The organism is Ilyomonas limi, from assembly GCF_005233845.1.
GTDB lineage: Bacteria > Bacteroidota > Bacteroidia > Chitinophagales > Chitinophagaceae > Ilyomonas > Ilyomonas limi.
Genome location: NZ_SZQL01000001.1, coordinates 185816 through 209920, shown reverse-complemented (window position 1 = coordinate 209920; position 24105 = coordinate 185816). Strand labels below are relative to the sequence as shown.

The window sequence follows — 24105 nt, the reverse complement described above, 5'->3', positions numbered from 1 at the left end:
TGTTAAGTGTTTAGGTTTTGCGGGCGCAAAGTTATGGCTGTTGTAAAAGGGTGTCAACAGGCAAATGGATGAAAGGAGAAATAGTGGGTATGAACTGTACCGGCCGGCAAGCTGAAGCGTTTATGTTTTGGTGTTGTGCAGGTATTACTCCCCACCCGGCACATACGCTCTTATCCTGTCATCACCCCTGGTTTGCACTTTATTATACGCTCATGCCGGTTACTTTCCAGTCGTTGCCGGCACGTACCAGCGTGTAGGAATAGTTTGCCCATATTTCCCAGATGCCCGCAACTGGTCCACCATCAATCGTATTAATGGCATAGCTTTTAGAATAATCGGTAGCAGTTTCACCATTGATACTGACATCGTGGCTGCCGCGCAGGTGAAAAGATCACTTGCCGGCATACAAATTTGTTTGCCAGGCAGCAATCAGGTTATCCGCCCGTATTTCGGCGGGCTTGCCGCCGCCCAGTGGGCTAAAGTCAGCATAAATAATGTCGGTAAAACAGGAGCGGGCTTGTGTCCGGTCTTTGGCGTCTACGGCATTGTCAATAAGTATCTATTACAGTCATAATCTGCCATTCGGGTGTCGTTTGCATAGTATGTGTTATTGGTGATGATAGATGATACAGCTTTTATAGTATAAGCGTTAACGATTCGCCATTGTGCGGCACGAGGCAATTGGTGAATTGTATTAAAATCAAAACAAGCCATCAATAATGATTTAAAGCATAGCACAGATTGCTTTGCTCCGCCCGCAATGATGATGGTGTTCTTACACTGCGAAGTTGGTACAAACAGTAACAGGGTAAGTGGCTTACAGATATTCTACTTTATGCCCGATTTATTTTTAGCAGGCAACACACTTCCTGTATGTGTAAATACGTTTTCAGCAAACAGTAATTACAAAGTGCATTTAATTGAAAACAGGATTATTCTTCCAGTTAAGCAGATTAACCTATTAACTGTACTTTCAAATTTTTTGTATTTGCCTCCCGCACCTTTGCTAAATCATAATTAGCAATCAGCAGCTCGTTGCCTAATGGGAAAGCCGCATTAGTGCGCGTGGTCATACCATATTGCAATTGCCATTCCCACTGGTAAAAGTCTTTGTACAGGCTTTTGATGTATTCACTGTTATCGTACGTAATGAGCCATTGGTGCGGACTGTTTTGCAATGTTTCAAACAATAGTTGATGATCGAAAGAAGTATGCAAGATGCCCTTCTTTCCATATAGTTTTGATTTGGTAGCAGTGTAATAAGGCGGGTCTAAAAAAATAAACACCTCATCACCCGGACGTTTTACCAAGTAAGAAAAGTCTTCACAATAAAACTGAATAGGTTGAATAATGGGAATGGTTTGTTTTAGCCGGTCTATTGAGGATTGCGTAAACCGGCCTTCAAAAGAACCTTGCGAATAGCCGCCGCTATCTACCACGCCCGAAAAAGTAATGCGGTTGAGTACAAAAAAATCGGTTGCGCGCTGCAACTCAGTCAAATTGTTATTCCTTCTTTCCACCAGCATATTGAACAACAATTTACCGTTTGAATCTGTTTTGTATTGGTTATATATTTTCTGGATTTCATTAATTAATTCCACTCCCTTATCTTTCAACTGCGACCAAAAACAATATAATTCATAGTTTAAATCGGAAGCAGAATACTGTGCATCTTTATATTGTTGAATACAATAAAATGATAGCGAACCACCGCCAAAGAAAACTTCCCTGAACGATTTATAAGGCGGAATAAACTCCGCTAAAAACTTCACTCCTCTTGATTTTCCTCCCGGATAACGCAACGGACTTTTAATCATACGCTTTGCAATAAGCAGCCAAATTATTCATTTTTACCGCTGCCGCAAGTTTAGTTGATAAAAGGAGTTGGTTATAAATAAAAACTTACATTTATGCAGTACAATACCAAGCAACCAAAACATGAGATATTTCCATGCCGTTCAGCGGGTGACTATCGAGCAGGCCCTTATTCAAAAAGCAAAAAATTTTGCTGCGCAGGTAACTGCCACTACCAATTATGCCGACTCCAACCAGCTATCAACCACCAAGATTGCCAACGATCATTTCATCAGTAAAATTGGCGAAGAAGCAGTAAAAACGGTGTTTAGCAAATATGTGCCGGTAAGTGGGCCGGATTATACTATTTATCACGGCAAAGAAAAATCGTGGAGTGATGATTTGTATGTAAATAGAATTGGGCTGGCAGTAAAAACACAAAAGCGCTCGATGGCACAACGGTTTGGGCTATCGTGGACATTTCAATCAGGAGCTTCCCGGTGTGATGTTATTCTAAGAAAACCGGATGCCTGGGTAGTCTTTGTGGCGTACGATGATATAAACGGTAATATATGCTATGTGTATCCGCCTTTTCAAATGAAGGAACTGACGCTGGGCGAACCGGTATTAGAGAAGTTGAAAGGCTTTAAAAAAGTAGTATATGCCAATACGCTGCCATTGCGCAAGTGAATTTTTGGCTTAAGCTGTTTGGTATGGTAAAGAATAAAATAATTGCTAAGTGCATTGCCAACTAAAGGCGCTTAACCTAAACAACAAACTTTAGGATGGTGTAATATCATCCGATAAACTTGTATTAACGAGTAGCTCTACAATAGGTGTTTGAGAATGATTTTAGAATTATGCTTCCCGTTTTACTTTTTTCTCCCCGACTTGTCGGGGCAGGCATTGAAAGAAAAAGTAACAAAGAAGTTATGAATGTATTGATGTTTTTCAATGGTATTCATGAGAACGCTTCGCTTAATTATTTCGGATAGTAAATATTTTCAATAGACTCAATGAGCCACTTCGTGGGTTCAAGGACGGCATGATCGCTCCGCGCATTACTTCATGAATAATGTTTCTTATCGGTCTCAGTGAGATAGTTCGTCCGTGCCTCCGCACCACTTTGCTTAAGTGGGATTTTTGTTGTTGAGTGAGTGGTTTGGCTAATAAAATCTTCAGCCCTGCTCCTTATATCCACCTTATAGCCACTTGATGCTATAACTATTTTCTTTCGCCCACCTGCTGGCGCCACATGGCATAGTACAAGCCTGTTAATGCCAGCAAATCGTGGTGTGGGCCTACCTCTATAATTTTGCCCCGCTCCAGCACATAAATCACATCGGCGTGCATAACCGTAGACAACCGGTGGGCAATCAAAATCGTCATTTGCTCCCTGCTGTTGGATATGTTGCGAATGGTATTGGTAATTTCTTCTTCGGTCAACGAGTCCAGCGCCGAAGTGGCTTCATCAAAAATAAGCAGTTGCGGCTGCCTCAACAATGCCCGTGCAATAGACAAGCGTTGTTTTTCGCCACCGGACAACTTCATACCGCTTTCGCCTAATAGTGTATTTACGCCATGCGAAGCTTTGGCAATCAAGGCAGATGCAGATGCTTTCCGCAGTGCTTCGGCTATTTCTTCATCGGTTGCAGTGGGCTTTACAAATAGGAGGTTGTCTTTAATGGAGCCCGCATACAATTGGGTATCCTGTGTTACAAAACCAATCTGCCGCCGCAGCGGATTATACTGGATTTGGGTAGAAAGAATATCATTAAAGTAAATACAGCCGCTCACGGGCGTATATAACCCCACCAGCAGTTTAACCAGTGTAGATTTGCCGGAGCCGGATGGTCCTACAAAAGCAATGGTTTGCCCGGTTTGTATGCTAAAAGATATACCGTCAATGGCATTGTAGCCTGCTGTTTTATGCCTGAAAACCACGTCCTTAAAACGCAGACTTTCCAGCCTGCCTACTTCTATTGAATTTTCAGGGCGTTGCTCGACAGGCTTTTGCATCAGCCGGTCAAAACTCTTTAAGGAGGCGTCTGCTTCGCGATATAGGATAATCATATTGCCCAAATCCTGCAGAGGCGTGAAGATGGCAGTGGAAATAAACTGCATCGCAATTAATTCACCGGTGCTGAGCACTTTACGAAAGATGAGCCACAGTAAAATAAATAAGATAGATTGCTTAAGCAGGTTGAGCATATTGCCCTGCAAAAAAGAAAGCAGGCTTACTTTTTTTGCCTTCAGCATTTCCAGGTTAAAGATGTTCAATGTTTGCTTATTAAGTCGCCTGATTTCCGGGAAGGTAAGGCCGAGGCTTTTAACCAGCTCAATATTGCGCAGGCTTTCGGTAATTACGCCTGCCTGCTTATCGGTTTGGCGGTTGATAGACCGTTGTATGCCTTTGATCTTTTTAGATACCAGCCCCGTAAGCGAACCCAGCAGCAGCACACCTATAAAGAACACCGGCACAAGCAGCCAGTTGCGGTTGATGCTGTACCAAAGCAGGAAACCCACGCCCACCAGTGAAGAAAACAACACATTGATAAAAGAATTGATAAACCGTTCGGCATCTGTTTTTACTTTTTGCAACACAGACAGCGTAGTGCCGCTGCGGCTTTCTTCAAATTCCTGGAAGGAGAGCCGCAGCGTTTGCTTTAGCCCATCGTTAAAGATGTGCATGCCAAAGCGGGCCACTGCTTTGCGGGTAATGTATTCCTGTGCCGCTTTGCAAAGCTTTGATAAAATAGCAATGCCTAATGCCAATGCCAGCCAGGAGAGTACGCCTTGTACCAGTTCGTTTTCGGGCAGGTTGCTTTTATGGGTGGCATAGCGGTCTATAATCTTTCCAAATATCACCGGGTCAAACAGGCTGAGCAGTTGTGCTACTGCCGCCAGCAACAGTGAAAAGAAAATCAAGGTGCGATGTGGCTTCAGGTATTTCCAGAGTAATTTCATAAATCATTATTTCAATTTCGGTTTTCACTATTATAACATTAACATCTGCCATTTAAAACAGCTACAAAAACCGGGTAAGTAATTATTAAAAGCCAGCAGGTTATTTTTGATTGCTGCGCTACCCGCTGTTGCAAAAACAAGCTAAAAACAGGCTATGTATTTACATAAATGCTGCCGTTTTAATTTGCCCGGCTACACCTCACTGCTTACCGGCACTTCAGCAATAAGGTATTATTTTTTGTTGCATGCAGCAGGCACAAGTGGTACCGTAATGCTTTTAAACAAAACACGTCGTCAAATGATTTTATCAAAGCAAACAAGCCCTTCAAATTCTTATCTTTAGCACTTAACACTTAACGATATGCTTAGAAGAAACTTTGTAAAAAATGTGGCTTTATCTGCCGCTGCTGTAAGTGTAGCGCCTTTGGCAAAAGCAATGCCGCCAATCAGTCAGCCCTTAGGCGTGCAATTATGGACCATCCGTTCTTACCTGCAAAAAGACCTCATAGGTTCTTTATCGAGGCTGGCAAAACTGGGCTATAACGAAGTGGAACTGTTTGACTACGATGGTACCTATTGGGGCAAACAGCCAAAGGAGTTTAGCAAAATATGTAAAGATCTGGGATTAAAAATTATCTCTTCGCACTACATGACCGGCAGGCACGATGGGGGCAAGTTGCCGGGCACACTGCTGAATGGCTGGCAAAAAGCGGTGGACGACTCGGCAGCGATGGGTGTGCCGTATATGATTTGCGCGTGGCTGTACAAAGAAGAGCGTACGAGCCTTGACTTGTACCGGCAACTTGCCGAGATGCTGAATAAAGCCGGCGAAACCTGTAGTAAAAGCAACATACAATTTGGCTATCACAGTCATAATTTTGAGTTTCCGCCCATTGATGGCGTGGTGCCTTACGACCTCCTGCTGCAAAGCACCGATAAGGACCTCGTGAAAATGGAAGCCGACCTTTTCTGGATCATCAAAGCGGGCGTGAACCCGGTAGATTATTTCAAAAAGTATCCCGGACGCTTTCCATTGTGGCATGTAAAAGATATGGAAAGCGGCTCGGAACAGTTTGCAGAGCTGGGGCGCGGCATTATTGATTTTGACCCCATTTTTGCTGAACGCAAAACGGCAGGTTTGCAGCACTGGTTTGTAGAGCAGGACCAATCTACACGCGATCTTTTTGAGAGCCTGGAAATAAGCCGGGATTATGTGAAAAAGAAAAATTACTGGCTGGGCTAAGCGCATTTTTTTTAATGCTGTACACTGAAAAAATTTCACTTTTTACACTTATTAGTACAGCAATTTTTTCATTCTGATTGTCATTTTTTCCCCTCTTTTTTCATTTGCACACGGTTTGAACAGACCTTAGTGTATTTGTAAAAGCAACCAAAAAAGGAGGTCAATATGGCTAACATAGTAAAAAGGAAAAATGGCAATGGTAGTGTGGCTACTACCAAATCTATGATGCCTTTTGAAGGATTAGTTGATGGCGCCCTTCAAAACACATTAAGCCGCTTCTTTGATGATGATTTCCGGGGCTTCAACGGTATGCTGAGCAATAACCAGGTTCCGGTAAACATCCGCGAAACCTATAAGAGTTATGAAATGGAAGTTGTAGCTCCGGGTGTCAGCAAAGAAGACTTTAACGTGAACATCAGCGATAACCTGCTGACCATTTCGTTTGAGCACAAAGAGGAAGATAAGCAGGGCAGCAGCAAAGACGGCTACCTGCGTCAGGAGTATCGCATGCAGTCTTTCTCCCGCAGCTTTACGCTTGACGACACCGTTAATGCTGATAACATCTCTGCCCAATACAGGAACGGTGTGCTGCATGTAAGTCTTCCTAAAAAAGAAGGCGCTCAACGCATCATCAAAAGCATCGAGATTAAATAAATAAGGCTGTCAATACAAATGAGGGAAGAGGTAAATGCTTCTTCCGAAGCATTACTGCTAAGTGTACCGGATGGTATGCTTTGGGTTTAGCAAAATGAAAGGCTATCCCCGAACAAAATAGAAAATTGAAGTACGGAATGCATGAGAAAGCCGCTACTGCGCAGGAGCGGCTTTCTTTTTAATCAAAGCGGTTGCACTATTTTCAGCTGTACGTGCATGTATTTTATCACAAGCAACAGTTTGTTTGGCTTCCAAAAAGTGAGCAGGAAGATAAGATAGAAGCCCGGCCATATATTTACTTCAACTGGTATTCTACCCGTAATGTGATGGTGGCTGTTTTTTCTTTTGCACTTGTATTGAATACGCCACCATAGCTGTAGTCTTCATTCATGTTTTTGCCCGTTATCTGAAAAACGCCCATAGTAGCTTTTTTAATATTGCCCAGCGAAGCGCCGGAGTTTTCGGCAATGCTCTCTGCACGTTGTTTGGCATCTTTAGAGGCATTGGCCAGCAAATCGATCTTCAATGTATTCAGCCCTGAATAGTAATAGCTGGGCGGAATAGAATTCAATTCAATGCCTTTTTGTAATAGTCCTGTAATTTCCCTTGATAGTTTTTCTACTACCGGTATATTGCGGCTATCCACCGTAACAGTGCCGGTGAGGCTGTAGCCGCTGAATTCATTGCCTGTCATGCGTCCGTTTTCATCATACCGGTTGTTGTAGTTGCGCTGTACATCCACACTGGAAAACACAATGTTGGAGTCGGCAATATTGGCTGCATTGAGGTATTGTTTTATGGCATTTTCATCCGATTTCAGCATAGCATACGCGTCTTTCAATTCGTAGCCCTGGCGGGTAAAGGTAGCTTTCCACACAATCTGGTCCGAAGCAAAATCTTTTTCGGCAGAGCCGGTAACAGCAATTGTTTCGGCAGCAGTAAAATGGTAGCGGAAAGCAGAAGCCGCGATGATTACAGCGATGATAACAGCTACAGCAATAATAATGGGAGATAAAAGGGAACGCATCATGTAAGTACGACAGTTTTGAGGTTGTAAGTTAAGATTATAGTTGACAACAAATGTGTTTAACAAGCATACAGACGATGTTATATTTCAATGGTTTAGTATTCGTTACAAATATCTGAGAAATACAGGCCGTATAATAAGCAGATCGGTTGTGATCTTGCAGCGCTGCTTAAAGATGGCTTTTTAGTTAAAACCACTCCTTTTTACCCGTATAAACCATTGATTTTTAAGGAGAAAAACTCATTTACAACAATATACTTTAACACTTATCGCTTCATTAAACGCTTAAAATTCAGTAATTTTATAGATATAGGAAAACAATGATGGAAGCAATGAATACGCCGGTTTCAGTATATTACGGCAATAATAATATAACCCTTTTTAATAACACCGGGATAATGATAAACGCTACGCAAATGGCAAAGCCTTTTGGTAAAAAGCCTGCTGATTGGCTGCGCTTGTCGTCTACCAAAAGGTTGCTCCTGGAATTGGGAGAAATGAAAAAAGTACCGGTTTCGGAACTGGTGCAACGGGTAAAGAAAAGCGCTGCCGAAGGTGGCGAAAGAAGCCTTTTACTACAGGAAGACGCAGCTATGGAATTTGCACGCTGGCTGAGTCCGGCTTTTGTTATCTGGAGCAACCAGCGAATGAAAGAACTCATGCTGAATGGGCAAACAGCCGTAGAACAGCAGGAGACTGAAGCAGTGCTGCCCGATGCTTTTTCACCCTTGATACATCAAATAACACTGTATGAAGAATCGGTGCTGGAGCAAGCCCGCAAGCTGGATTATCACGATTCGGTACTGCAAAGCAGAACATTGATAACCACCAATGTGATTGCAAAAGAACTGGGCATGAGTGCTATTGCGCTAAATAAATTGCTGAATGCTAAAAAAGTGATTTATAAAAGTGATAATCACTGGGTGTTGTATGCCGAACATGCCGGTAAAGGCTACACCGGAACAAAGACCGCTATTTTTAGAGATTCGGCGGGCAATTATCAATCCAATATTCACACCTACTGGACTGAAAAAGGCAGAGCATTTATTCATGAGTTATTGAAAGAGGAACAGCAGGTGGCATAAATAGGCAGCGCAAGTTTGATACTTGCGCTTTTTTGTTTGTATAGTGTTTTGGTTTGAAATCAAAGCCTTTCCGTCATTCTGTAGCTTTAAATAATCTGAGTCTATGTTTGCCCACATACCTGTTGTTTACAATCTAATTTTCTTACATGATTATTAACGCTGTACAACTGCTCAAAATTTAACAATGCAAGCATCCACACAACCATCATTCTAAACTACCTTTATATACTGCTATTTACAATGGCATTAAACATGCAGATACTTTTTATTACCAAATAATAAACACCTCATTATGGCTACAGCAGCGCAGATTCAGGATGCATATATAGATTATGTGCTCACACACAACGAAGAGCCTAAATCGGTTTATGTTTTTGCAAAAAATATAGGCATTACCGAGCAGGAGTTTTACAATTTTTATTCGTCTTTTATAGCGGTAGAAAAAGCCATCTGGGTTGATCTTACTATTGAAGCGATTGACAAAATACAACAGCAGGAAGTATGGGCAACCTATACCTCACGCGAAAAAATACTTGCCTTTTTTTATGCCTATATAGAACTGCTTAAAAGCAAGCGCAGCTTTGTGGTATATAGCCTCAAAAAATCGCGCACGCATGTATCTACACCTGAAGTATTACATGGCACAAGAACAGTCTTTGAAGCATTTGCCGAAAACATCATTAAAAGCGGGCTGGATAGCGGCGAACTGGCAGACCGCCGTTTTCTCTCCAAAAGATACAAAGATGCATTGTGGATACAGTTTGGCATTATCCTCAACTTCTGGATAAATGACAGCAGTACCAATTTCGAAAAAACAGATGAAGCCATTGAGCGTGGAGTGAATGTAACGTTTAACCTTTTCCAGCGCTCACCTTTGGATGACATTATTGACTATGGGAAATTTGTAGCACGCAACAGCCGGTTTAAAGAAAGGATGAGATTCTAACCATTATGAAAGAACAAGAAAGCATACCTGTAACCAAAGTAGCACGCAGTGCAAAATTTGTAAAAACAGGCATACAGATAGGCGGAAATTATATAAAGCATTATTCTAAAAAAATATTCAACCCGGAACTAAGCCGCGACGAACTGAATGAAGATAATGCGGCTGATATATACAACTCGTTAAGCGAACTCAAAGGCAGCGCACTCAAAATTGCGCAAATGCTGAGCATGGATAAAAATGTGCTGCCACGAGCTTATGTAGATAAGTTTTCTTTATCGCAATACAATGCGCCGCCGCTATCAGGTCCGTTGATTGTGCGCACCTTTACCAAACTATTTGGCAAAGCGCCCGACCTCATTTTTGACAAGTTTAATCTGAGGTCGGAGAATGCAGCTTCTATAGGACAGGTGCACAAGGCTGTGCTGAACGGAAAAGAACTGGCTGTAAAAATTCAATATCCCGGTGTAGGCGATAGTATTTCTTCGGATATAAAAATGGTAAAGCCTATTGCCTTCCGACTGTTGGGCATGAGCGAAAAGGAATTTACGGTGTATGTAAAAGAAGTGGAGGAGCGCTTGCTGGAAGAAACGGATTATGAGCTGGAAGTACAACGCTCTATAGAGATTTCGCAGGCTTGCAGCAGTTTGGAGAATGTAGTTTTTCCAACCTACTATCCTGCCTTGTCGGGACACCGGGTTATTACGATGGATTGGATGAATGGCTTGCATCTGAAAGAATTTTTGCAGACGGATCCATCACAAGCACTACGCAACAAAATAGGTCAGGCACTCTGGGATTTTTATAATTTTCAGCAGCACGAGTTACGCAAAGTACACGCAGACCCGCACCCCGGCAATTTCCTCATTACACCGGATGAAAGGCTGGCTATTATTGACTTTGGCTGCATCAAACAATTGCCTGACGATTTTTATTATCCTTTCTTTTCCCTGGTATCGGCCGATGTGTTGGCGGATAAAGCGAAGACCATAGATGCTTTTCGCAAGCTGGAAATGATATGGCCTACTGATACGCCGCAGCAGGTAGAATTTTACTATAAAGCCTACAAAGAAATGATTGAATTATTTGCGAAACCGTATGCCAGCGAGACCTTTGACTTTAGTAAAGAGGAATATTTTGACAGGCTGTATGCCTATGGCGATCAGATAGCCAGAATGCCGGAATTTAAGCAGGCACGCGGCGTAAAGCATTTTATTTATATCAACCGTACCAATTTTGGTTTGTACAATATTTTACACGATTTAAGAGCACAGGTAAAAACCGATAAATATAAGCCACATTTGCAAGCCGCTAACCCCTAAAGGTGAATAAGCAGCCAGGCAATAAGCTATTATTCCATCTTACCTATAATTCTCTATTATATTGCCCCGCACTATACAAGTACGGGGTTAATTGTTTATGCTTGTGCTGCTATCATTTTATCTGCACTTTTCTGTGTTATCTATAAGTAGATTAATGCTCTTCATACTCCGGCTCGTATTGATAATAATTACCGGAGAATAAAGCGAAAGCAATTATAATCAAAGCACACCCAATCAGCCCAAAACTTTTAAGTGGTGTAAGCAGGAGTGAGCAAGCAGTTATCAAACCAATATACAGCAGGTAATGTTCTATTTTTTGGTGCTTTTCGTAAGCGAGGGAAGTAAATAATAATAACTGTCCTATATAATACAGCAGCAGCAAAAAAATGCTTACACCCAAGTGTGCAGCATTGCCATAATACCAAAGGAAAAATATTTCTGGAAGTAAGAGTACAATATAAGTGCTGGCAAAAAGCATAAACAGCTTATACAAAGGCAATGGCATATTACGCAGCGTTGGGAAGTCTCTCTCTAAAAATTGTACACTATCATACACGATCACTGCATGTGTTGCAATACTTATCTGAAAAAATATAACAAAATCACTCAGTTCAATGTGTGCCCTGTTCCATACTAAGGGAATAAAGAGTAATACAAAGGAAAAGAACTTAACAGCTACTGTTTTTAGTTTGCTTTTATACAGGTTATACCAGAGTAAAAAAGAAAAGAATCCTTTTGAAAAGGGATAAGTAAAAACCGGCTTTTTAAATAGTTGAAATTGAATGCCATTGTTAAATAAAGCGTAGTAATACAATGCAGCACTCAGCACGTGCACCAACAGTAAAAACAAGCATAGCATAATCACCGCTACATATTGTTGCACATGAATACCAATGCTTATGGTAACCAGTATATAAATGGCTGCCGGCAAAAACAATATTACCTGTATAATAGTTAATAATAAAAATAATCGCTTTGCATCCATCGCCTGCAACTGGTACAACCATGTTTTTTCCCGGGCAATGGACTTTAAAATTATTGCACTGCATTTACATGCATACAACAGCCAAACAATCAGTGCAACTACCAATGTGGTATAAGCAGTTACAATGCCCTGCATCAACTTATAATGATATGCTAAGGGATTTTGTACTACACCAAACAGCACCACAAACAAAAACAGGAAAAAACCGGCATTACGCTGGTAAAACTGTTGTACCCAGATTTTTAAAAGTATATGCAGGGCAGCCCTCATGGTATAGCAGTAACAGTTTTATCTTTTATATATAGCGTTTGTAAAGGCAACGTATGATCGGGAAATGCTACATCCTGGTGCGAAGTAAGTAAAAAAGAAATACCCCGGTTATAAGCCTGCTCTATTATTTGCAGCATTGTTGCTACTGCTTCTGCATCTAACGTAATCAATGGCTCATCAAGCAGTATCCATTTAGGATTGCCGGTAAAGGCAAGTATTAACGACAGTTTCTTAAGCATGCCGCTGGAGTACGAACCGGTTTGTTTTTGCAAGGCGTGGTGCAGTTGCAGTTGTTCTGCGTATTGCATACATTCACTTTTATTACCTCCTTTGGCAGCTGCATAAAAATGGATCAGTTCACTGCCGTTTAAAAAGGGTGGATACACCGGTTCGGCTTCGCCATAATTTACTAGTTGCCGGTGCAGTCTTTTGCTTTTTCGTATGTTGATAGCATTAATGTGAATCGCTCCTTCAAACGGTATTAAACCAGCCAGGCATCGCAGCAAGGTAGATTTTCCACTTCCATTTATGCCTTTAAGCCAATAAATACCAGCTTCTATTTGCGCCTGCGCAATATCCATTACTTTGTAATCACCATATTGTTTTTGGAAGTTGATGAACTGTATCATAAAATAAAAATATAGCTTACCGGCAAATGCCTGTGAATGTACTTGTGCGCACAATATTCACCATTCACTATTCACAACTCACAATTTTCTATTTTTAACGCATGATTAGATGGCTCAACTTACGAAATATACTGGCTGCTATAGCCATCATCATTGTATCGGGCAGTATTATCTATTCGCGCTACCTGTCGCAAAAAATTGCAAAAGACGAAAAGCAACGCGTGGAAAACTGGGTGGAAGCGCAGCGTACCATTATGAATACCGAAACGCAAACAGTGCCGCCGCTGGCAATTAAACTCATTCAGGAAAATGTGGATATTCCCATTATTGAAACTGATGAAAAAGACAGTATTACCAATTATCGCAACATCGACAGCACCAGGGTAGCAAACGATGTTGATTATCTAAAAGATAAACTAAGGCAGTTTAAAGCACAGCGCGCTCCCATTATCTTAAAACTTTCTGATACACCCTATATTGCCAACCGCTACTACTATGGCGAAAGCCGGTTGCAGCAGGAAGTAAGGTATTATCCCATCGTTCAGTTATTAATTATTGGCTTGTTTATTACAGTAGTAATCATTGCGCAGCGCAGTAGCTATCGCAGTACACAAAACCAGTTGTGGGCAGGCATGGCAAAAGAAACGGCGCACCAGTTGGGTACGCCGGTTACGAGCCTGCAGGGTTGGGTAGAAATGCTGAAAGAAATAGAAGGTGCCAGCTATATTGCACCGGAGATTGAAAAAGATGTAAACAGGCTTCTGCTCATTACCGACCGTTTTGGCAAAATAGGCAGCACACCCAGGCTGGAAGAGCGCAACCTCGTAGAACAGGTGCAATATATGCTGGACTATATGCGTAAGCGCGCCGGTGGTAAAGTGCAGTTTATATTTAACACGCATGGCGAAGAAAATATACCAGCTATGATTTCGCCGCCTTTGTTTGATTGGGTTGTTGAAAACCTGCTGAAAAACGGACTGGATGCTATGGATGGAAAAGGCACGCTCACCGTTAATTTGCTGCATACTGCTACGCAAAATATTATAGAAGTAACAGATACCGGCAAAGGCATTAGCAAAGCCAATATTAAGAATGTATTCAAGCCCGGCTTTACTACCAAAAAACGCGGCTGGGGCCTGGGATTAACGCTTACCAAACGCATTATAGAGCAATATCACAAAGGCACTATTTTTATTAAAAACAGCGAATTGGGTAAAGGCACTACTTTTAGGATTGAGCTAAATAAAGGCGATGTATAATACACGTTTTTTGGAACACAGGTGGGATTGGATAAGGATTATACCAATGAGGAAATCTGATGAACCTGATTCATTCACCTAATACAACCATTCTTATCCATATCGCAGCCATTTCATCCGTGTGTTATCAAATTCGTGCAATTCGCATTTGAACAATTCATATAAAAAATTTGTGTGCTTCAGTCCGTGCTACCCGTGTGCTATATAAAACGAAACAATTACATTTGCACTCCCAAAGTTGCGGAGGTGGCGAAACTGGTAGACGCACTACTTTGAGGTGGTAGCGCCTGTAACGGGCGTGGGAGTTCGAATCTCCTCTTCCGCACTCAGAAAGACGAAGGTTTAATCTTCGTCTTTTTTATTGTATACATTGCTTTGAGACAGTAACTCCGCTCCTAACGAGGTGGTATAACGGAAAATACTTTTATACCATACTTTATACTATTTTCAATTAAGCAGCTTATACATAACTTATTCGTATCTGGCATTATTCTGCCTGCACCGCAGCGCCGATAAGCCCTATTTTTTTAGCATGTTCTATGGCTGCGGCATTGTCATTAAACAAACAGGTATGTACACCTGCCGTTTCCAGGGTTTGTAATAGTTCTCTTGTCGCTGCTTCTTTTTCTTTGCGGATGTTGCGGATATAAACGGCAAAAATTTTTTGCGGGTACTTGTTAACGATAGCCGCATAAATATCAGGATCGCGCTGCGAATTATCGCCTAATAAGACAAACTGTTGCTTTTGAAATACTTTCAAAATTCTGATAACTCTTACCAGTTTTCCGTCGTGTTTGGTTTTGCCGGTTTTCAACAATTCGTACCAGCGCTTTACCTGGTTTAGCAAAAAGATACCATTGGGCAAGCCGTTGTATTTAAAAAATTCATTCAGGTAGCCGTACAAGTTCCACTCGCTGCTCGATACATAGAAAAACGGATTGGTTACTTCTGTTGCAGTATGGGCACTTGCCAGCAACCCGTAAAATTTTACCGCATTATTAAACACCTTGCGGGTGCGCGGGTTTTTGGTAAACAGCACGCGCAGTCTTTTACCAATGGTAGCCGAGTGCGACACCAATACGGTATCGTCAATATCCGAAATAAAGGCATACTGTGTAGAGTGTGGCACTAGTACTTTTCCTTCACCGGTGGCTACAACATTCCCTGTTTCATCTATACAATTAACTACCAGCGAATGCCAGCCTGCATTTACATTGCTCGATGACCATTCAAACCTAAAAAAACCATCATCTTCTGCCTCTGCATAAAAAGTTTGGTCTCTCCATTGCAACTGTACTTTGGCGTGGGGCAGTGGTTCCACAAAAAATAAGCGTATCAGGTGCAAGATATTGAGCAGCACATTATTGGTGTATTTGTGCGGTATGTGCGGCTTGCTTTTAAATACATGGCCATACACCACCAAATCGTGTGTATGTCCATAGCCATTATACACTTTCACCGCTGCGTGTTTATATTTTGATAATCCTGCCATATTACATTTACTTTTACCCGGAATAATAATGCCATATTGATGTTATGAACGAAAGAAGCAGCTTGAAATTACTGTTTATAGTTAATCCTAAGTCGGGAAATAACGGAACAGACTGGCATCAGCAAATACAGGATTATTTTAAATCGTCCAATGATTGCATCAAAATTTATGAACTACCCAATCCCTGCGATCCTGCACAGATAAAGCAACAAATAGACGACTATCAGCCACAGCGTGTAATTGCTGTTGGTGGCGATGGCACGGTTAAGCTGGCTGCGCAATGCCTGTTGCACACTGCTATTCCGTTAGCCATATTGCCTGCCGGCTCGGCAAATGGCATGGCTAAAGAACTAAACATTCCCTTGAATGTAACCAAAGCAATTGATGTGGCTGTGAATGGCGGAACAAAAAAGATACATCTTGTTAAGATAAATAATGAAATATGTATCCATCTTAGTGATATTGGTTTTAATGCCTTTATAATAAAAAAGTTTGAAGCAGAGCCTAAGCGTGGTATGTGGAGTTATATAAAGGCTGCCTTTAAAGTATGGTGGAATAACCGGCGGATGCATGTAAAAATTCAAACCGATAACACCTGGGTAAGGCGCAATGCCGCCATGGTAGTAATAGCCAATGCTACCAAGTACGGTACCGGCGCACTCATTAACCCGCATGGCAGGCTGGACGATGAAGTGTTTGAAGTAATTGTAGTAAAAAAGCTGTCGGTAAAAGAAATTTTTAAAATGATGATTACACACACGCCTTACGATAAAAGCAAGACCGAAGTGCTGCAGACAAGCTCTTTACACATCCGGTCGCGCAGGAGAGCGCACTTCCAGGTAGATGGCGAATACCTGGGCAAGGTCAACAACATCAAAGCTACTATACTTGCCGGTGCACTGGAAGTGATTGTGCCGGAGTAGTTGCTCACGGATAGCACAGATAAACACAGATATTGTATGTTATCATAATCCACTATACTCATTCTATTTGTAAAAATAAGGCTGCGATATATTCACAAATAGTCACTTCATTCAACAGGTATTATGAATAAAAGAATACAATGGCTGTTGCAACAGGCATCGCTTAAACTGCTGGTGTTAGCTGCCTTGTTTTTGCTGGCTTTATTCCTGTTTGCATACATCGCCCACGAAGCCGTTTTGGAGCAGGAAGATGTGTTTGATGCGCAGGTGCACCAATTTTTTATGCAACACGCCACGCCAGCAATTACAGGAGTTGCGCAAGACCTGACCTTTTTAGGTTCCAATCTGTTTTTGCTGCCAGCATATATACTGCTTATTGGCACTTTAATCATTTTTCAAAAAAAACGCACTGCGCTGGATATTTCCACAGTTGCACTTAGCAGTTTTCTGATGATGCAGGCATTAAAACAAATATTTCAGCGCCAGCGCCCCGAGCTGCCTATTATCAAAGCTATTCATACCTATAGCTTTCCCAGTGGTCATTCGCTTTCTGCATTTATCTTTTGCAGCATACTCGCTTATCTTGTTTGGAAGAGCAACTGGCATATTGTATGGAAATGGCTGTACACCATTTTATTGTTGCTGCTTGCCGTTGCAATAGGCATCAGCAGGATTGTACTGAATGTGCATTTTGCAACCGATGTGATTGCCGGTTTTTGTTTGGGTATCATGTGGGTGATTCTGTCGTTTTGGATAATACAAAAGATTAACCGGCGTCGCTCGTTGCAGCAATAAAAGATACTATACTTACAATAAATGACTGCATACGCTTTAGTATTGCAAAACTTCTTACCTTTCAATAATCAAAACACATGCTATGCCACTCCAGATTATTGGTTCCGGTCTTGGTCGCACCGGTACCCACTCCTTAAAATTAGCCCTCGAAATGTTAGGTTTTGGCAAATGTTATCACATGGCCGAATTATTTGAGCACCCAGACCAGGTAGTTTATTTTGAACAGGCAGAAAAGGGCGGGCCGGTCAACTGGGAGGCTTTGTTCCAAGGGTATCAGTCGGCGGTAGATTATCCGGTGGCGCGTTATTACAAGCAGTTGATGGCATATTATCCCAATGCTAAAATCATACATACCATCCGCGATGCCGAATCGTGGTATCAAAGTGCTTCGCAAACGATCATCTGGGCAAGCAAGCCGTCACTTGGCAGAATTTTGCAGTTACTGCTTAAACTGCCTTTCTCTCCGGAGCTTCGTAAGCAAATGCCGGTACTTAAGCACAATGGGAAACTTATAGAGCTGGAGTTTGGTAAAGATTATAAAAATAAAGAAGAAGTCATCAGGCGCTACAACCAGCATAATGAGGAAGTATTAAAAACGGTTCCGGAGGAAAAGCTATTAATATTCAACTCTAAAGAAGGCTGGGAGCCGTTGTGCAATTTCTTAAATGTCCCCGTTCCAAATACACCTTTTCCAAAGTCCAACTCGCGCGATGAATTTGTGAACCGTATTAAACACATAAAAGGTAAAATAGAAATTTAGATTTTATTTCCCCTTTACTCACAACAGGTGGTAACAGCATTTACATGGGCATAGCCTCTCCATGTGCATCCGGCTTATCGGGCTTGCTGTCTGTCATAAGAGACCAACCTGCCTTTTACGCTCGTTAAATACCTTAACCTTGCATTTGTATTAATGAGTAACACCATGCTTAAAAAAACCAATGTATTCCTGCTTTCTTTTTTTCTGCTGTATATAACCGTTGCAGCGCAAAGCAGACCAGCTCATGACCAGCAGGTAATTTATGGTAATGCATTAAAGCCTTATGGCCGCTATAGTATGAACGGCCACAACTTAAAGCTCATTAGTTCTGCCGTACATGTTGGTTTTACTTTTACAGGCAAGGAATGTACTATGTATGCATTTATCAATGATGCCAACAGTCACAACTACCTGCAATACGAACTCGATGGTGTGTATCAAAAAAGAATAAAAGTAGCCGGCAATGCGGCACAGCCCATTACCCTATCAGCAGATAGTAACGGCACGCATACCGTGTGGATATACAAAGCCACCGAAGCACAAACAGGTCCCGTTTATATACAAAAAATAACCGGGCAACACCTCCACGCACTACAGGCAGGCAATGCACCGTTGATAGAATTTATTGGTAACAGCATTACCTGCGGCGCTGCTGCCGACACGTCGGAAGTACCATGCGGTACAGGTGATTACCACGACCATCACAATGCATATAATGCGTATGGTCCAAGGGTGGCAAGGGCTTTACAGGCTAATTATATATTGAGCAGTGTAAGCGGCATTGGTATTTATCGCAATTGGAACAGTGATGGTCCTGCCATGCCGCAGGTGTATGAAAAAACCGACCTTACCTTAGACAGTGCACAACAGTGGAATTTTACCACTTATTCGCCTGCCATTGTAAGCATTGCGCTGGGCACCAATGATATGAGCCGCGGCGATGGCATAAAAAAGAGATTACCGTTTGATAGTGCCCGGTTTACCAGTCATTATATCCAATTTGTGCAACTTATAAAAAGTAAATATCCCAACGCGCAGATTGCATTACTGAGCAGCCCTATGATGCACGGTGCCGACCGTGAGCTATTGCAAAACTGCCTCACTGCCGTAAAGAAAGCAGTAGATGCTTTATATTCTGCTGCCAGGCCGGTAGCCGTATTTTTCTTTGAGCCGATGCAGGCAGGCGGCTGCAGTGGTCACCCCAGCGTAGAAGACCATGCAAAGATGGCGGCGCAATTGTTGCCATTCTTTAAAAAATTGTTGTAAACGAAGGTTTTATGGAGAAGATAGTAACTGCCTGCTGTATTTGAGTAATTACGACATACAATTATAAGATGAAAGGTTCCAGGCTTTTAGAAGTTTGGAACCTTTTTGTTGCTTTTGCGTATTAGCATAGATGAGGGATATCTCCCTTCAGTGATAAGAAAAAAAATGATAGCCGTTGTAATAAAATGTAACTTTATAATATCTCCCACCTATAAAATCTAACGTTATGCTTACTCTTCAACGAATAAACAACTGGAGCCTTAAGCATCAGCCACAATGGCTGGTAATTGTGCGTATAGCATTGGGCTTGTGCCTGCTTGCCAAAGGCATTACTTTTATACGCAACAGCACCATATTGCAGGAAATCTTTACCAGATCTTCTATTCCGCAGGGCTTGTATTGGTTAGCTTATTTTATTCCGTGGGCACACCTGTTTGGCGGCTTTTTGATAGTGATTGGCTTATTCACACGGCTGGCAGCCCTGCTGCAAATACCTATCCTCATTGGGGCAATCATATTTGTAAATACGCGTGGTGGCGTTTACTCCGGCCAATCCGATTTATTGTTCTCGATTCTTATCCTTATATTGCTCATTGTATTTTTAATAGAAGGCAGTGGCTCATACTCTGTGGACAGGCAGGTAAAGAACTCGCATTTGTAAGCAATTATTTACCCACTAATAAGACTAAAATTTTATTCAGACAATGCTACTTGCCTGAATACAGCATTGGTATGCGCTTGTTGTAATTTACTATAAACTGTATCCTGCAATCCCGGGGAACAGCATGTTGCTTACTCAAAGTGTATAAATTTATCCTGTGGCTTCAGCTACTTAATCCGTTGCTTTTAATTAAGCCGTCGTTTACATTTTAAAAACAGGAAGCTACGAAATCTCAAAGTAATAAAGTTACATAGAGTACTCTTTATTCATAGAACGCTGCGAGTATTTCTTTGTGTGGCTTTGCATCCTTACAGCCTTAGTAGCTTGAACTGTTTTTCCCAAACAACCTCTAACGGATCGTGCTCTGCCGTTAAAGTTTTGCCGTATCAAAAAACGAGCCTGCATGATTATTGTTTAATTGCCTATGTGCATATTTGGAGAGTGTGGCCTGGCGCATCTGTTATTAAAATAATAAACATATTCAATTACATACACTATGGCTTTACATACAGTACTGGACGACAAGTTGCATTGGTATAAAGACGCGATTATTTACGAACTGCACATTAAAGCATTTAACGATAGCAATGCCGATGGTATTGGCGATTTTACCGGTCTGCTGCAAAAGCTGGATTATTTGCAAGATCTGGGTATAACGGCTATTTGGGTATTGCCTTTTTACCCATCGCCATTGCGCGATGATGGATACGACATAGCCGATTATTACAGCATCAACCCAACTTATGGCAATGTAGAGCAATTTAAACAGTTCCTGAATGAAGCCCATAAACGTAACCTGAAAGTAATAACCGAATTAGTCATCAATCATACTTCCGACCAGCACCCCTGGTTTCAGCGGGCGCGGCGTGCACCCAAAGGCTCGCCCGAAAGAGATTATTATGTGTGGACAGATGACCCCACAAAGTATAAAGATGTGCGTATCATTTTCCAGGACTTTGAAGCGAGCAACTGGAGTTGGGACCCGGTAGCGCAGCAATACTACTGGCATCGCTTTTTTCATCATCAGCCCGATCTTAACTACGATAGTCCGCTGGTACAGGAAGAAGTGTTTAAAATATTAGATTACTGGTGTGCAATGGGTGTGGATGGCTTCAGGCTGGATGCCGTGCCTTACCTCTTTGAGCGCGAAGACACCAATGGCGAAAACCTGCCCGAAACACATGTTTTTTTAAAGAAATTGCGCAGGCATGTAGATGAGCATTTTCCCGGCACGGTATTCCTTGCAGAAGCTAACATGTGGCCCGAAGATTCAGCCTCTTATTTTGGCAACGGTGATGAGTGCCACATGAATTATCACTTCCCCGTAATGCCACGCATGTTTATGGCGTTGCAAAGGGAAGACCGTTATCCAATTACCGATATTTTCGACCAAACGCCGGCTATACCAGCAACCTGCCAGTGGGCCATATTTTTGCGCAACCACGATGAACTGACGCTGGAGATGGTAACTGACGAGGAGCGCGATTACATGTATAAAGTGTATGCTAAAGATCCGCGTGCTAAAATTAACTTGGGTATTCGCCACCGCTTAGCACCGCTAATGGGTAACAGTCGCAACAAAATAGAGTTGATGAATTCGCTGCTTTTCTCACTGCCTGGTACGCCGGTGATTTATTATGGCGATGAAATAGGCATGGGCGATAACTTTTACTTAGGCGACAGAGATGGGGTTCGAACTCCCATGCAATGGTCGCCTGACCGCAACGGAGGCTTTTCAGCCGCTAACCCGCAAAAGCTGTATCTGCCACTTATTCTCGATCCGGAGTACAACTACGAAGCCGTGAATGTAGAAGTACAGCGCAGCAATACTTCTTCGCTTTTCTGGTATATGAAGCGCATATTAAGCATGCGCCGGCAGCACAAAGCATTTGGCCGTGGCGATATGCAATTTTTGAATGTAGGTAATCCTAAAATACTGGCTTTTACCCGCACCTACCAGGATCAAACCTTGCTGATTGTAGTTAATTTATCTAAATATGCGCAGGCAGCAGAGATAGATTTATCGGCTTTTAATAATTATGTGCCGGTAGAGTTATTTAGTAAAAACCGCTTTCCTGCCATAAGAGATAACCATCCGTATATTCTCACCTTAAGTCCGTATGCTTTTTATTGGTTTGAAATGGAAAAATCGCAGGTGGAAACGGATGGGGGCAGCCAACTGCCTGAGCTAAACTTAGTTAGCTGGGATGCCATTACCAGCAGGGATGCGTTGAGTATGCTGGAAGAATATATTTTACTGCCTTATCTTACCAAAACAACCTGGTTTACCAGCAATGTTGCCGAGATACATCACTTAGCTATCACCAATTACGCTACCATTCCACTACAGGAAAGCAATGCTGTGGTGTTGCTGGTAGAAGTGAATTACGACAGCGGCTTGCCCGAAACTTACCAGTTAGCCGTTGCATTTGCTAAAGACAAAATGGCTGGTAAATTAAACACCAATTGCCCGGAAGCGCTGATAGCCAACATAAAAGTAGACGGGCAGGAAGGTTTTTTGTGCGATGCTTTTTATACCGAACCAGTGCAGCAGGAATTAATTAAAAAATTAGCCTCCGGCAGTCTGTTAAAGGTAAAAGACGGCATTATTCGTTTTTATGCAAATGACAGCCTGCAGCAATTTGTTGCATCGCAGCCCGAAATAAGACCGCGCGTGCATCCTACCGAAGTGATTAATACAGCTATCACTTACAACAATAGTTTCTTTCTTAAACTGTACCGCAAGGTAGATAGGACAGAAAACCCCGATGTGGAACTCACCCGGCACCTCACCGAAGAGGCGCACTTTCCGTATGTGCCTGCGTTTGTAGGTGCTATTGAGTGGCAGTTGGGAAGAGATACCATGACGCTGGGCATGATGCAGGTGATGATAGAAAATCACGGCGATTACCACAGCTTTATGCTGGAACGACTGAACAATTTTATTGAACGCATACTGGCGCGCGACCGTGAAAAGCTGTTGCAATACCCGTTCATCGGCTCACTTACCAGGCCGGTGAGCTTTAGCGACTTGCCCGAAGATTTGCAGGAGTTTTTAAGTCCAACGGCTGCCGAGCAAATAAGCTTGCTGGGTGTACGCACCGGGCAAATGCACCTGGCGCTGGCTGCCGATAAAATGTCCAAAGCTTTTCAGCCGGAAGACTTCTCGCTGCACTACCAGCGGTCACTCTTCTCATCTATGCAGGCGCTGGTGCGCGAGGCTACAGGCAACCTGCAGAAATACATGGACCAACTGCAGGGAGAGGTGCGGCAGGATGCCGAAACCGTTTTAACGCGCCGGCAGGATATTTTGAATGAGTTTAAAAAGATCTACGCAAAAAAGCTGGATGTTGAAAAAATACGCATTCATGGCAACTACAATACGCGCCAGGTATTAATTTCGGGTAAAGATATTGCCATTAAAGATTTTAGCGGCAACCCGTACCGCAGCTATAGCGAGAAAAGGTTGAAGCGCTCGCCGTTGCGTGACGTGGCTACGATGATTCATTCGCTGTACAATGTAGCGTACGAAGGCTTTTTGATAAATAAACAATTGCACCAAAATGAAATGGAAAGCCTGCGGCCGCTGCTGTTGTTGTGGGTGCATTACATGACCAGCTTTTTCATGAAAGCGTATTTGGATACAGTTGCCGGCAGCCCGCTGATACCAAAAGAAAAGGAAGAAGTGGTGCTGATGATTCATACCTATTTACTGGAAAAAGCGGTAGCTGAAGTAAACAAGGAACTGGTAAACCGCCCCGATTGGGTGCGTATTCCATTACGGGTAATAAAAGCAATTTTGAAATAGTATAAATAATTGCATGCGCTATATTCGTATGGTGTTACAATAACAACAGTATTAACAAACGTGTTATAGTTTGCCGATGCTATTCTATAATTTTTGCAATCCTTTTTACTAAAATCAATCAAAAGCATTGCATACTGCATAATACTCAAATATATAAGTATAGTTTTGTATAACTTTATTTTTCATTTATTAACAGGTTTTGTATGCACAAAGCACTAGTTT

21 protein-coding genes and 1 tRNA gene are annotated in these 24105 nt (G+C 42.2%); 15 read left to right on the top strand and 7 right to left on the bottom strand.

What is annotated here, in order from left to right:
* The first annotated feature begins 68 nt into the window (after positions 1-68).
* The gene (locus FC093_RS00870; protein WP_137259847.1) at positions 69-257 is read left to right on the top strand and encodes a hypothetical protein; all 189 of its coding nucleotides are present in this window, start codon (positions 69-71) and stop codon (positions 255-257) included.
* Here FC093_RS00870 and FC093_RS24490 read toward each other — a convergent pair.
* On the bottom strand, positions 203-358 hold the full coding sequence (locus tag FC093_RS24490) for a hypothetical protein (RefSeq protein ID WP_394347965.1): 156 nt from the start codon (positions 356-358) through the stop codon (positions 203-205). The two genes, FC093_RS00870 and FC093_RS24490, sit on opposite strands and share 55 nt — an antisense overlap.
* A gap of 595 nt (positions 359-953) precedes the next feature.
* Positions 954-1817 (bottom strand): DNA adenine methylase, encoded by an 864-nt coding sequence (locus tag FC093_RS00865; protein ID WP_137259846.1) that lies wholly within the window; start codon positions 1815-1817, stop codon positions 954-956.
* Positions 1818-1938: 121 nt separating this feature from the next.
* Here FC093_RS00865 and FC093_RS00860 point away from each other — a divergent pair, with 121 nt between their 5' ends.
* Positions 1939-2484, top strand: a complete 546-nt coding sequence (locus FC093_RS00860; RefSeq protein ID WP_137259845.1) for a hypothetical protein — start codon at positions 1939-1941, stop codon at positions 2482-2484.
* Between the two features lie 534 nt (positions 2485-3018).
* Here FC093_RS00860 and FC093_RS00855 read toward each other — a convergent pair.
* A complete protein-coding gene (locus tag FC093_RS00855; RefSeq protein WP_137259844.1) occupies positions 3019-4761 on the bottom strand; it encodes an ABC transporter ATP-binding protein in 1743 nt (580 codons plus the stop codon).
* Positions 4762-5122: 361 nt separating this feature from the next.
* Between FC093_RS00855 and FC093_RS00850 the strand changes: the two genes are divergently transcribed.
* Together FC093_RS00850 and FC093_RS00845 are read left to right on the top strand one after the other, a co-directional pair.
* The gene (locus FC093_RS00850) at positions 5123-6004 is read left to right on the top strand and encodes a sugar phosphate isomerase/epimerase family protein (protein ID WP_137259843.1); all 882 of its coding nucleotides are present in this window, start codon (positions 5123-5125) and stop codon (positions 6002-6004) included.
* 165 nt (positions 6005-6169) lie between these two features.
* Complete coding sequence (locus FC093_RS00845) at positions 6170-6658, top strand: Hsp20/alpha crystallin family protein (protein WP_137259842.1); 489 nt, start codon at positions 6170-6172, stop codon at positions 6656-6658.
* A 295-nt stretch (positions 6659-6953) separates the two neighbouring features.
* On the opposite strand, the gene FC093_RS00840 is transcribed toward FC093_RS00845, so the two are convergent.
* On the bottom strand, positions 6954-7688 hold the full coding sequence (locus FC093_RS00840) for an SIMPL domain-containing protein (protein ID WP_240743140.1): 735 nt from the start codon (positions 7686-7688) through the stop codon (positions 6954-6956).
* Between the two features lie 317 nt (positions 7689-8005).
* Between FC093_RS00840 and FC093_RS00835 the strand changes: the two genes are divergently transcribed.
* The 3 genes from FC093_RS00835 to FC093_RS00825 all read left to right on the top strand — a co-directional run bounded on the left by FC093_RS00835 (position 8006) and on the right by FC093_RS00825 (position 11035).
* Entirely contained in the window at positions 8006-8770 is a 765-nt protein-coding gene (locus FC093_RS00835; RefSeq protein ID WP_137259841.1) for a phage antirepressor KilAC domain-containing protein, read from the top strand.
* A 292-nt stretch (positions 8771-9062) separates the two neighbouring features.
* The gene (locus FC093_RS00830) at positions 9063-9716 is read left to right on the top strand and encodes a TetR family transcriptional regulator C-terminal domain-containing protein (protein ID WP_137259840.1); all 654 of its coding nucleotides are present in this window, start codon (positions 9063-9065) and stop codon (positions 9714-9716) included.
* Positions 9717-9721: 5 nt separating this feature from the next.
* The gene (locus tag FC093_RS00825) at positions 9722-11035 is read left to right on the top strand and encodes an ABC1 kinase family protein (RefSeq protein WP_137259839.1); all 1314 of its coding nucleotides are present in this window, start codon (positions 9722-9724) and stop codon (positions 11033-11035) included.
* A 151-nt stretch (positions 11036-11186) separates the two neighbouring features.
* Here FC093_RS00825 and FC093_RS00820 read toward each other — a convergent pair whose 3' ends face one another.
* Complete coding sequence (locus FC093_RS00820; protein WP_137259838.1) at positions 11187-12290, bottom strand: hypothetical protein; 1104 nt, start codon at positions 12288-12290, stop codon at positions 11187-11189.
* Positions 12287-12919, bottom strand: coding sequence for an ABC transporter ATP-binding protein (locus FC093_RS00815; protein WP_137259837.1), 633 nt, complete (start codon positions 12917-12919; stop codon positions 12287-12289). Before FC093_RS00815 ends, FC093_RS00820 begins: the two co-directional genes overlap by 4 nt.
* A gap of 101 nt (positions 12920-13020) precedes the next feature.
* On the opposite strand from FC093_RS00815, the gene FC093_RS00810 reads away from it, so the two are divergent.
* Both FC093_RS00810 and FC093_RS00805 read left to right on the top strand, forming a co-directional pair.
* Complete coding sequence (locus FC093_RS00810) at positions 13021-14178, top strand: sensor histidine kinase (RefSeq protein ID WP_137259836.1); 1158 nt, start codon at positions 13021-13023, stop codon at positions 14176-14178.
* A 240-nt stretch (positions 14179-14418) separates the two neighbouring features.
* Positions 14419-14503, top strand: a tRNA-Leu gene (locus FC093_RS00805).
* Positions 14504-14665: 162 nt separating this feature from the next.
* Here the strand turns inward: FC093_RS00805 and FC093_RS00800 are convergent.
* The gene (locus FC093_RS00800) at positions 14666-15670 is read right to left on the bottom strand and encodes an App1 family protein (protein ID WP_137259835.1); all 1005 of its coding nucleotides are present in this window, start codon (positions 15668-15670) and stop codon (positions 14666-14668) included.
* Positions 15671-15714: 44 nt separating this feature from the next.
* On the opposite strand from FC093_RS00800, the gene FC093_RS00795 reads away from it, so the two are divergent.
* The 6 genes from FC093_RS00795 to treS all read left to right on the top strand — a co-directional run bounded on the left by FC093_RS00795 (position 15715) and on the right by treS (position 23883).
* Positions 15715-16593, top strand: coding sequence for a diacylglycerol/lipid kinase family protein (locus FC093_RS00795; RefSeq protein WP_137259834.1), 879 nt, complete (start codon positions 15715-15717; stop codon positions 16591-16593).
* A gap of 123 nt (positions 16594-16716) precedes the next feature.
* Positions 16717-17388, top strand: a complete 672-nt coding sequence (locus FC093_RS00790) for a phosphatase PAP2 family protein (RefSeq protein ID WP_137259833.1) — start codon at positions 16717-16719, stop codon at positions 17386-17388.
* Between the two features lie 82 nt (positions 17389-17470).
* The gene (locus tag FC093_RS00785; RefSeq protein ID WP_170970948.1) at positions 17471-18148 is read left to right on the top strand and encodes a sulfotransferase family protein; all 678 of its coding nucleotides are present in this window, start codon (positions 17471-17473) and stop codon (positions 18146-18148) included.
* A gap of 153 nt (positions 18149-18301) precedes the next feature.
* Positions 18302-19414 (top strand): SGNH/GDSL hydrolase family protein, encoded by a 1113-nt coding sequence (locus tag FC093_RS00780; protein WP_137259832.1) that lies wholly within the window; start codon positions 18302-18304, stop codon positions 19412-19414.
* Positions 19415-19640: 226 nt separating this feature from the next.
* The gene (locus FC093_RS00775) at positions 19641-20075 is read left to right on the top strand and encodes a DoxX family protein (RefSeq protein WP_137259831.1); all 435 of its coding nucleotides are present in this window, start codon (positions 19641-19643) and stop codon (positions 20073-20075) included.
* Between the two features lie 496 nt (positions 20076-20571).
* The gene (gene treS, locus FC093_RS00770; protein WP_137259830.1) at positions 20572-23883 is read left to right on the top strand and encodes a maltose alpha-D-glucosyltransferase; all 3312 of its coding nucleotides are present in this window, start codon (positions 20572-20574) and stop codon (positions 23881-23883) included.
* Positions 23884-24105 lie beyond the last annotated feature (222 nt).

Bases quoted from the DNA above. Each gene is read 5' to 3' on its own strand.
- FC093_RS00870 (WP_137259847.1), top strand. From the start codon at position 69: ATGAAAGGAGAAATAGTGGGTATGAACTGTACCGGCCGGCAAGCTGAA.
- FC093_RS00865 (WP_137259846.1), bottom strand. From the start codon at position 1,817: ATGATTAAAAGTCCGTTGCGTTATCCGGGAGGAAAATCAAGAGGAGTG.
- FC093_RS00860 (WP_137259845.1), top strand. From the start codon at position 1,939: ATGAGATATTTCCATGCCGTTCAGCGGGTGACTATCGAGCAGGCCCTT.
- FC093_RS00855 (WP_137259844.1), bottom strand. From the start codon at position 4,761: ATGAAATTACTCTGGAAATACCTGAAGCCACATCGCACCTTGATTTTC.
- FC093_RS00850 (WP_137259843.1), top strand. From the start codon at position 5,123: ATGCTTAGAAGAAACTTTGTAAAAAATGTGGCTTTATCTGCCGCTGCT.
- FC093_RS00845 (WP_137259842.1), top strand. From the start codon at position 6,170: ATGGCTAACATAGTAAAAAGGAAAAATGGCAATGGTAGTGTGGCTACT.
- FC093_RS00840 (WP_240743140.1), bottom strand. From the start codon at position 7,688: ATGATGCGTTCCCTTTTATCTCCCATTATTATTGCTGTAGCTGTTATC.
- FC093_RS00835 (WP_137259841.1), top strand. From the start codon at position 8,006: ATGATGGAAGCAATGAATACGCCGGTTTCAGTATATTACGGCAATAAT.
- FC093_RS00830 (WP_137259840.1), top strand. From the start codon at position 9,063: ATGGCTACAGCAGCGCAGATTCAGGATGCATATATAGATTATGTGCTC.
- FC093_RS00825 (WP_137259839.1), top strand. From the start codon at position 9,722: ATGAAAGAACAAGAAAGCATACCTGTAACCAAAGTAGCACGCAGTGCA.
- FC093_RS00820 (WP_137259838.1), bottom strand. From the start codon at position 12,290: ATGAGGGCTGCCCTGCATATACTTTTAAAAATCTGGGTACAACAGTTT.
- FC093_RS00815 (WP_137259837.1), bottom strand. From the start codon at position 12,919: ATGATACAGTTCATCAACTTCCAAAAACAATATGGTGATTACAAAGTA.
- FC093_RS00810 (WP_137259836.1), top strand. From the start codon at position 13,021: ATGATTAGATGGCTCAACTTACGAAATATACTGGCTGCTATAGCCATC.
- FC093_RS00800 (WP_137259835.1), bottom strand. From the start codon at position 15,670: ATGGCAGGATTATCAAAATATAAACACGCAGCGGTGAAAGTGTATAAT.
- FC093_RS00795 (WP_137259834.1), top strand. From the start codon at position 15,715: ATGAACGAAAGAAGCAGCTTGAAATTACTGTTTATAGTTAATCCTAAG.
- FC093_RS00790 (WP_137259833.1), top strand. From the start codon at position 16,717: ATGAATAAAAGAATACAATGGCTGTTGCAACAGGCATCGCTTAAACTG.
- FC093_RS00785 (WP_170970948.1), top strand. From the start codon at position 17,471: ATGCCACTCCAGATTATTGGTTCCGGTCTTGGTCGCACCGGTACCCAC.
- FC093_RS00780 (WP_137259832.1), top strand. From the start codon at position 18,302: ATGAGTAACACCATGCTTAAAAAAACCAATGTATTCCTGCTTTCTTTT.
- FC093_RS00775 (WP_137259831.1), top strand. From the start codon at position 19,641: ATGCTTACTCTTCAACGAATAAACAACTGGAGCCTTAAGCATCAGCCA.
- treS (WP_137259830.1), top strand. From the start codon at position 20,572: ATGGCTTTACATACAGTACTGGACGACAAGTTGCATTGGTATAAAGAC.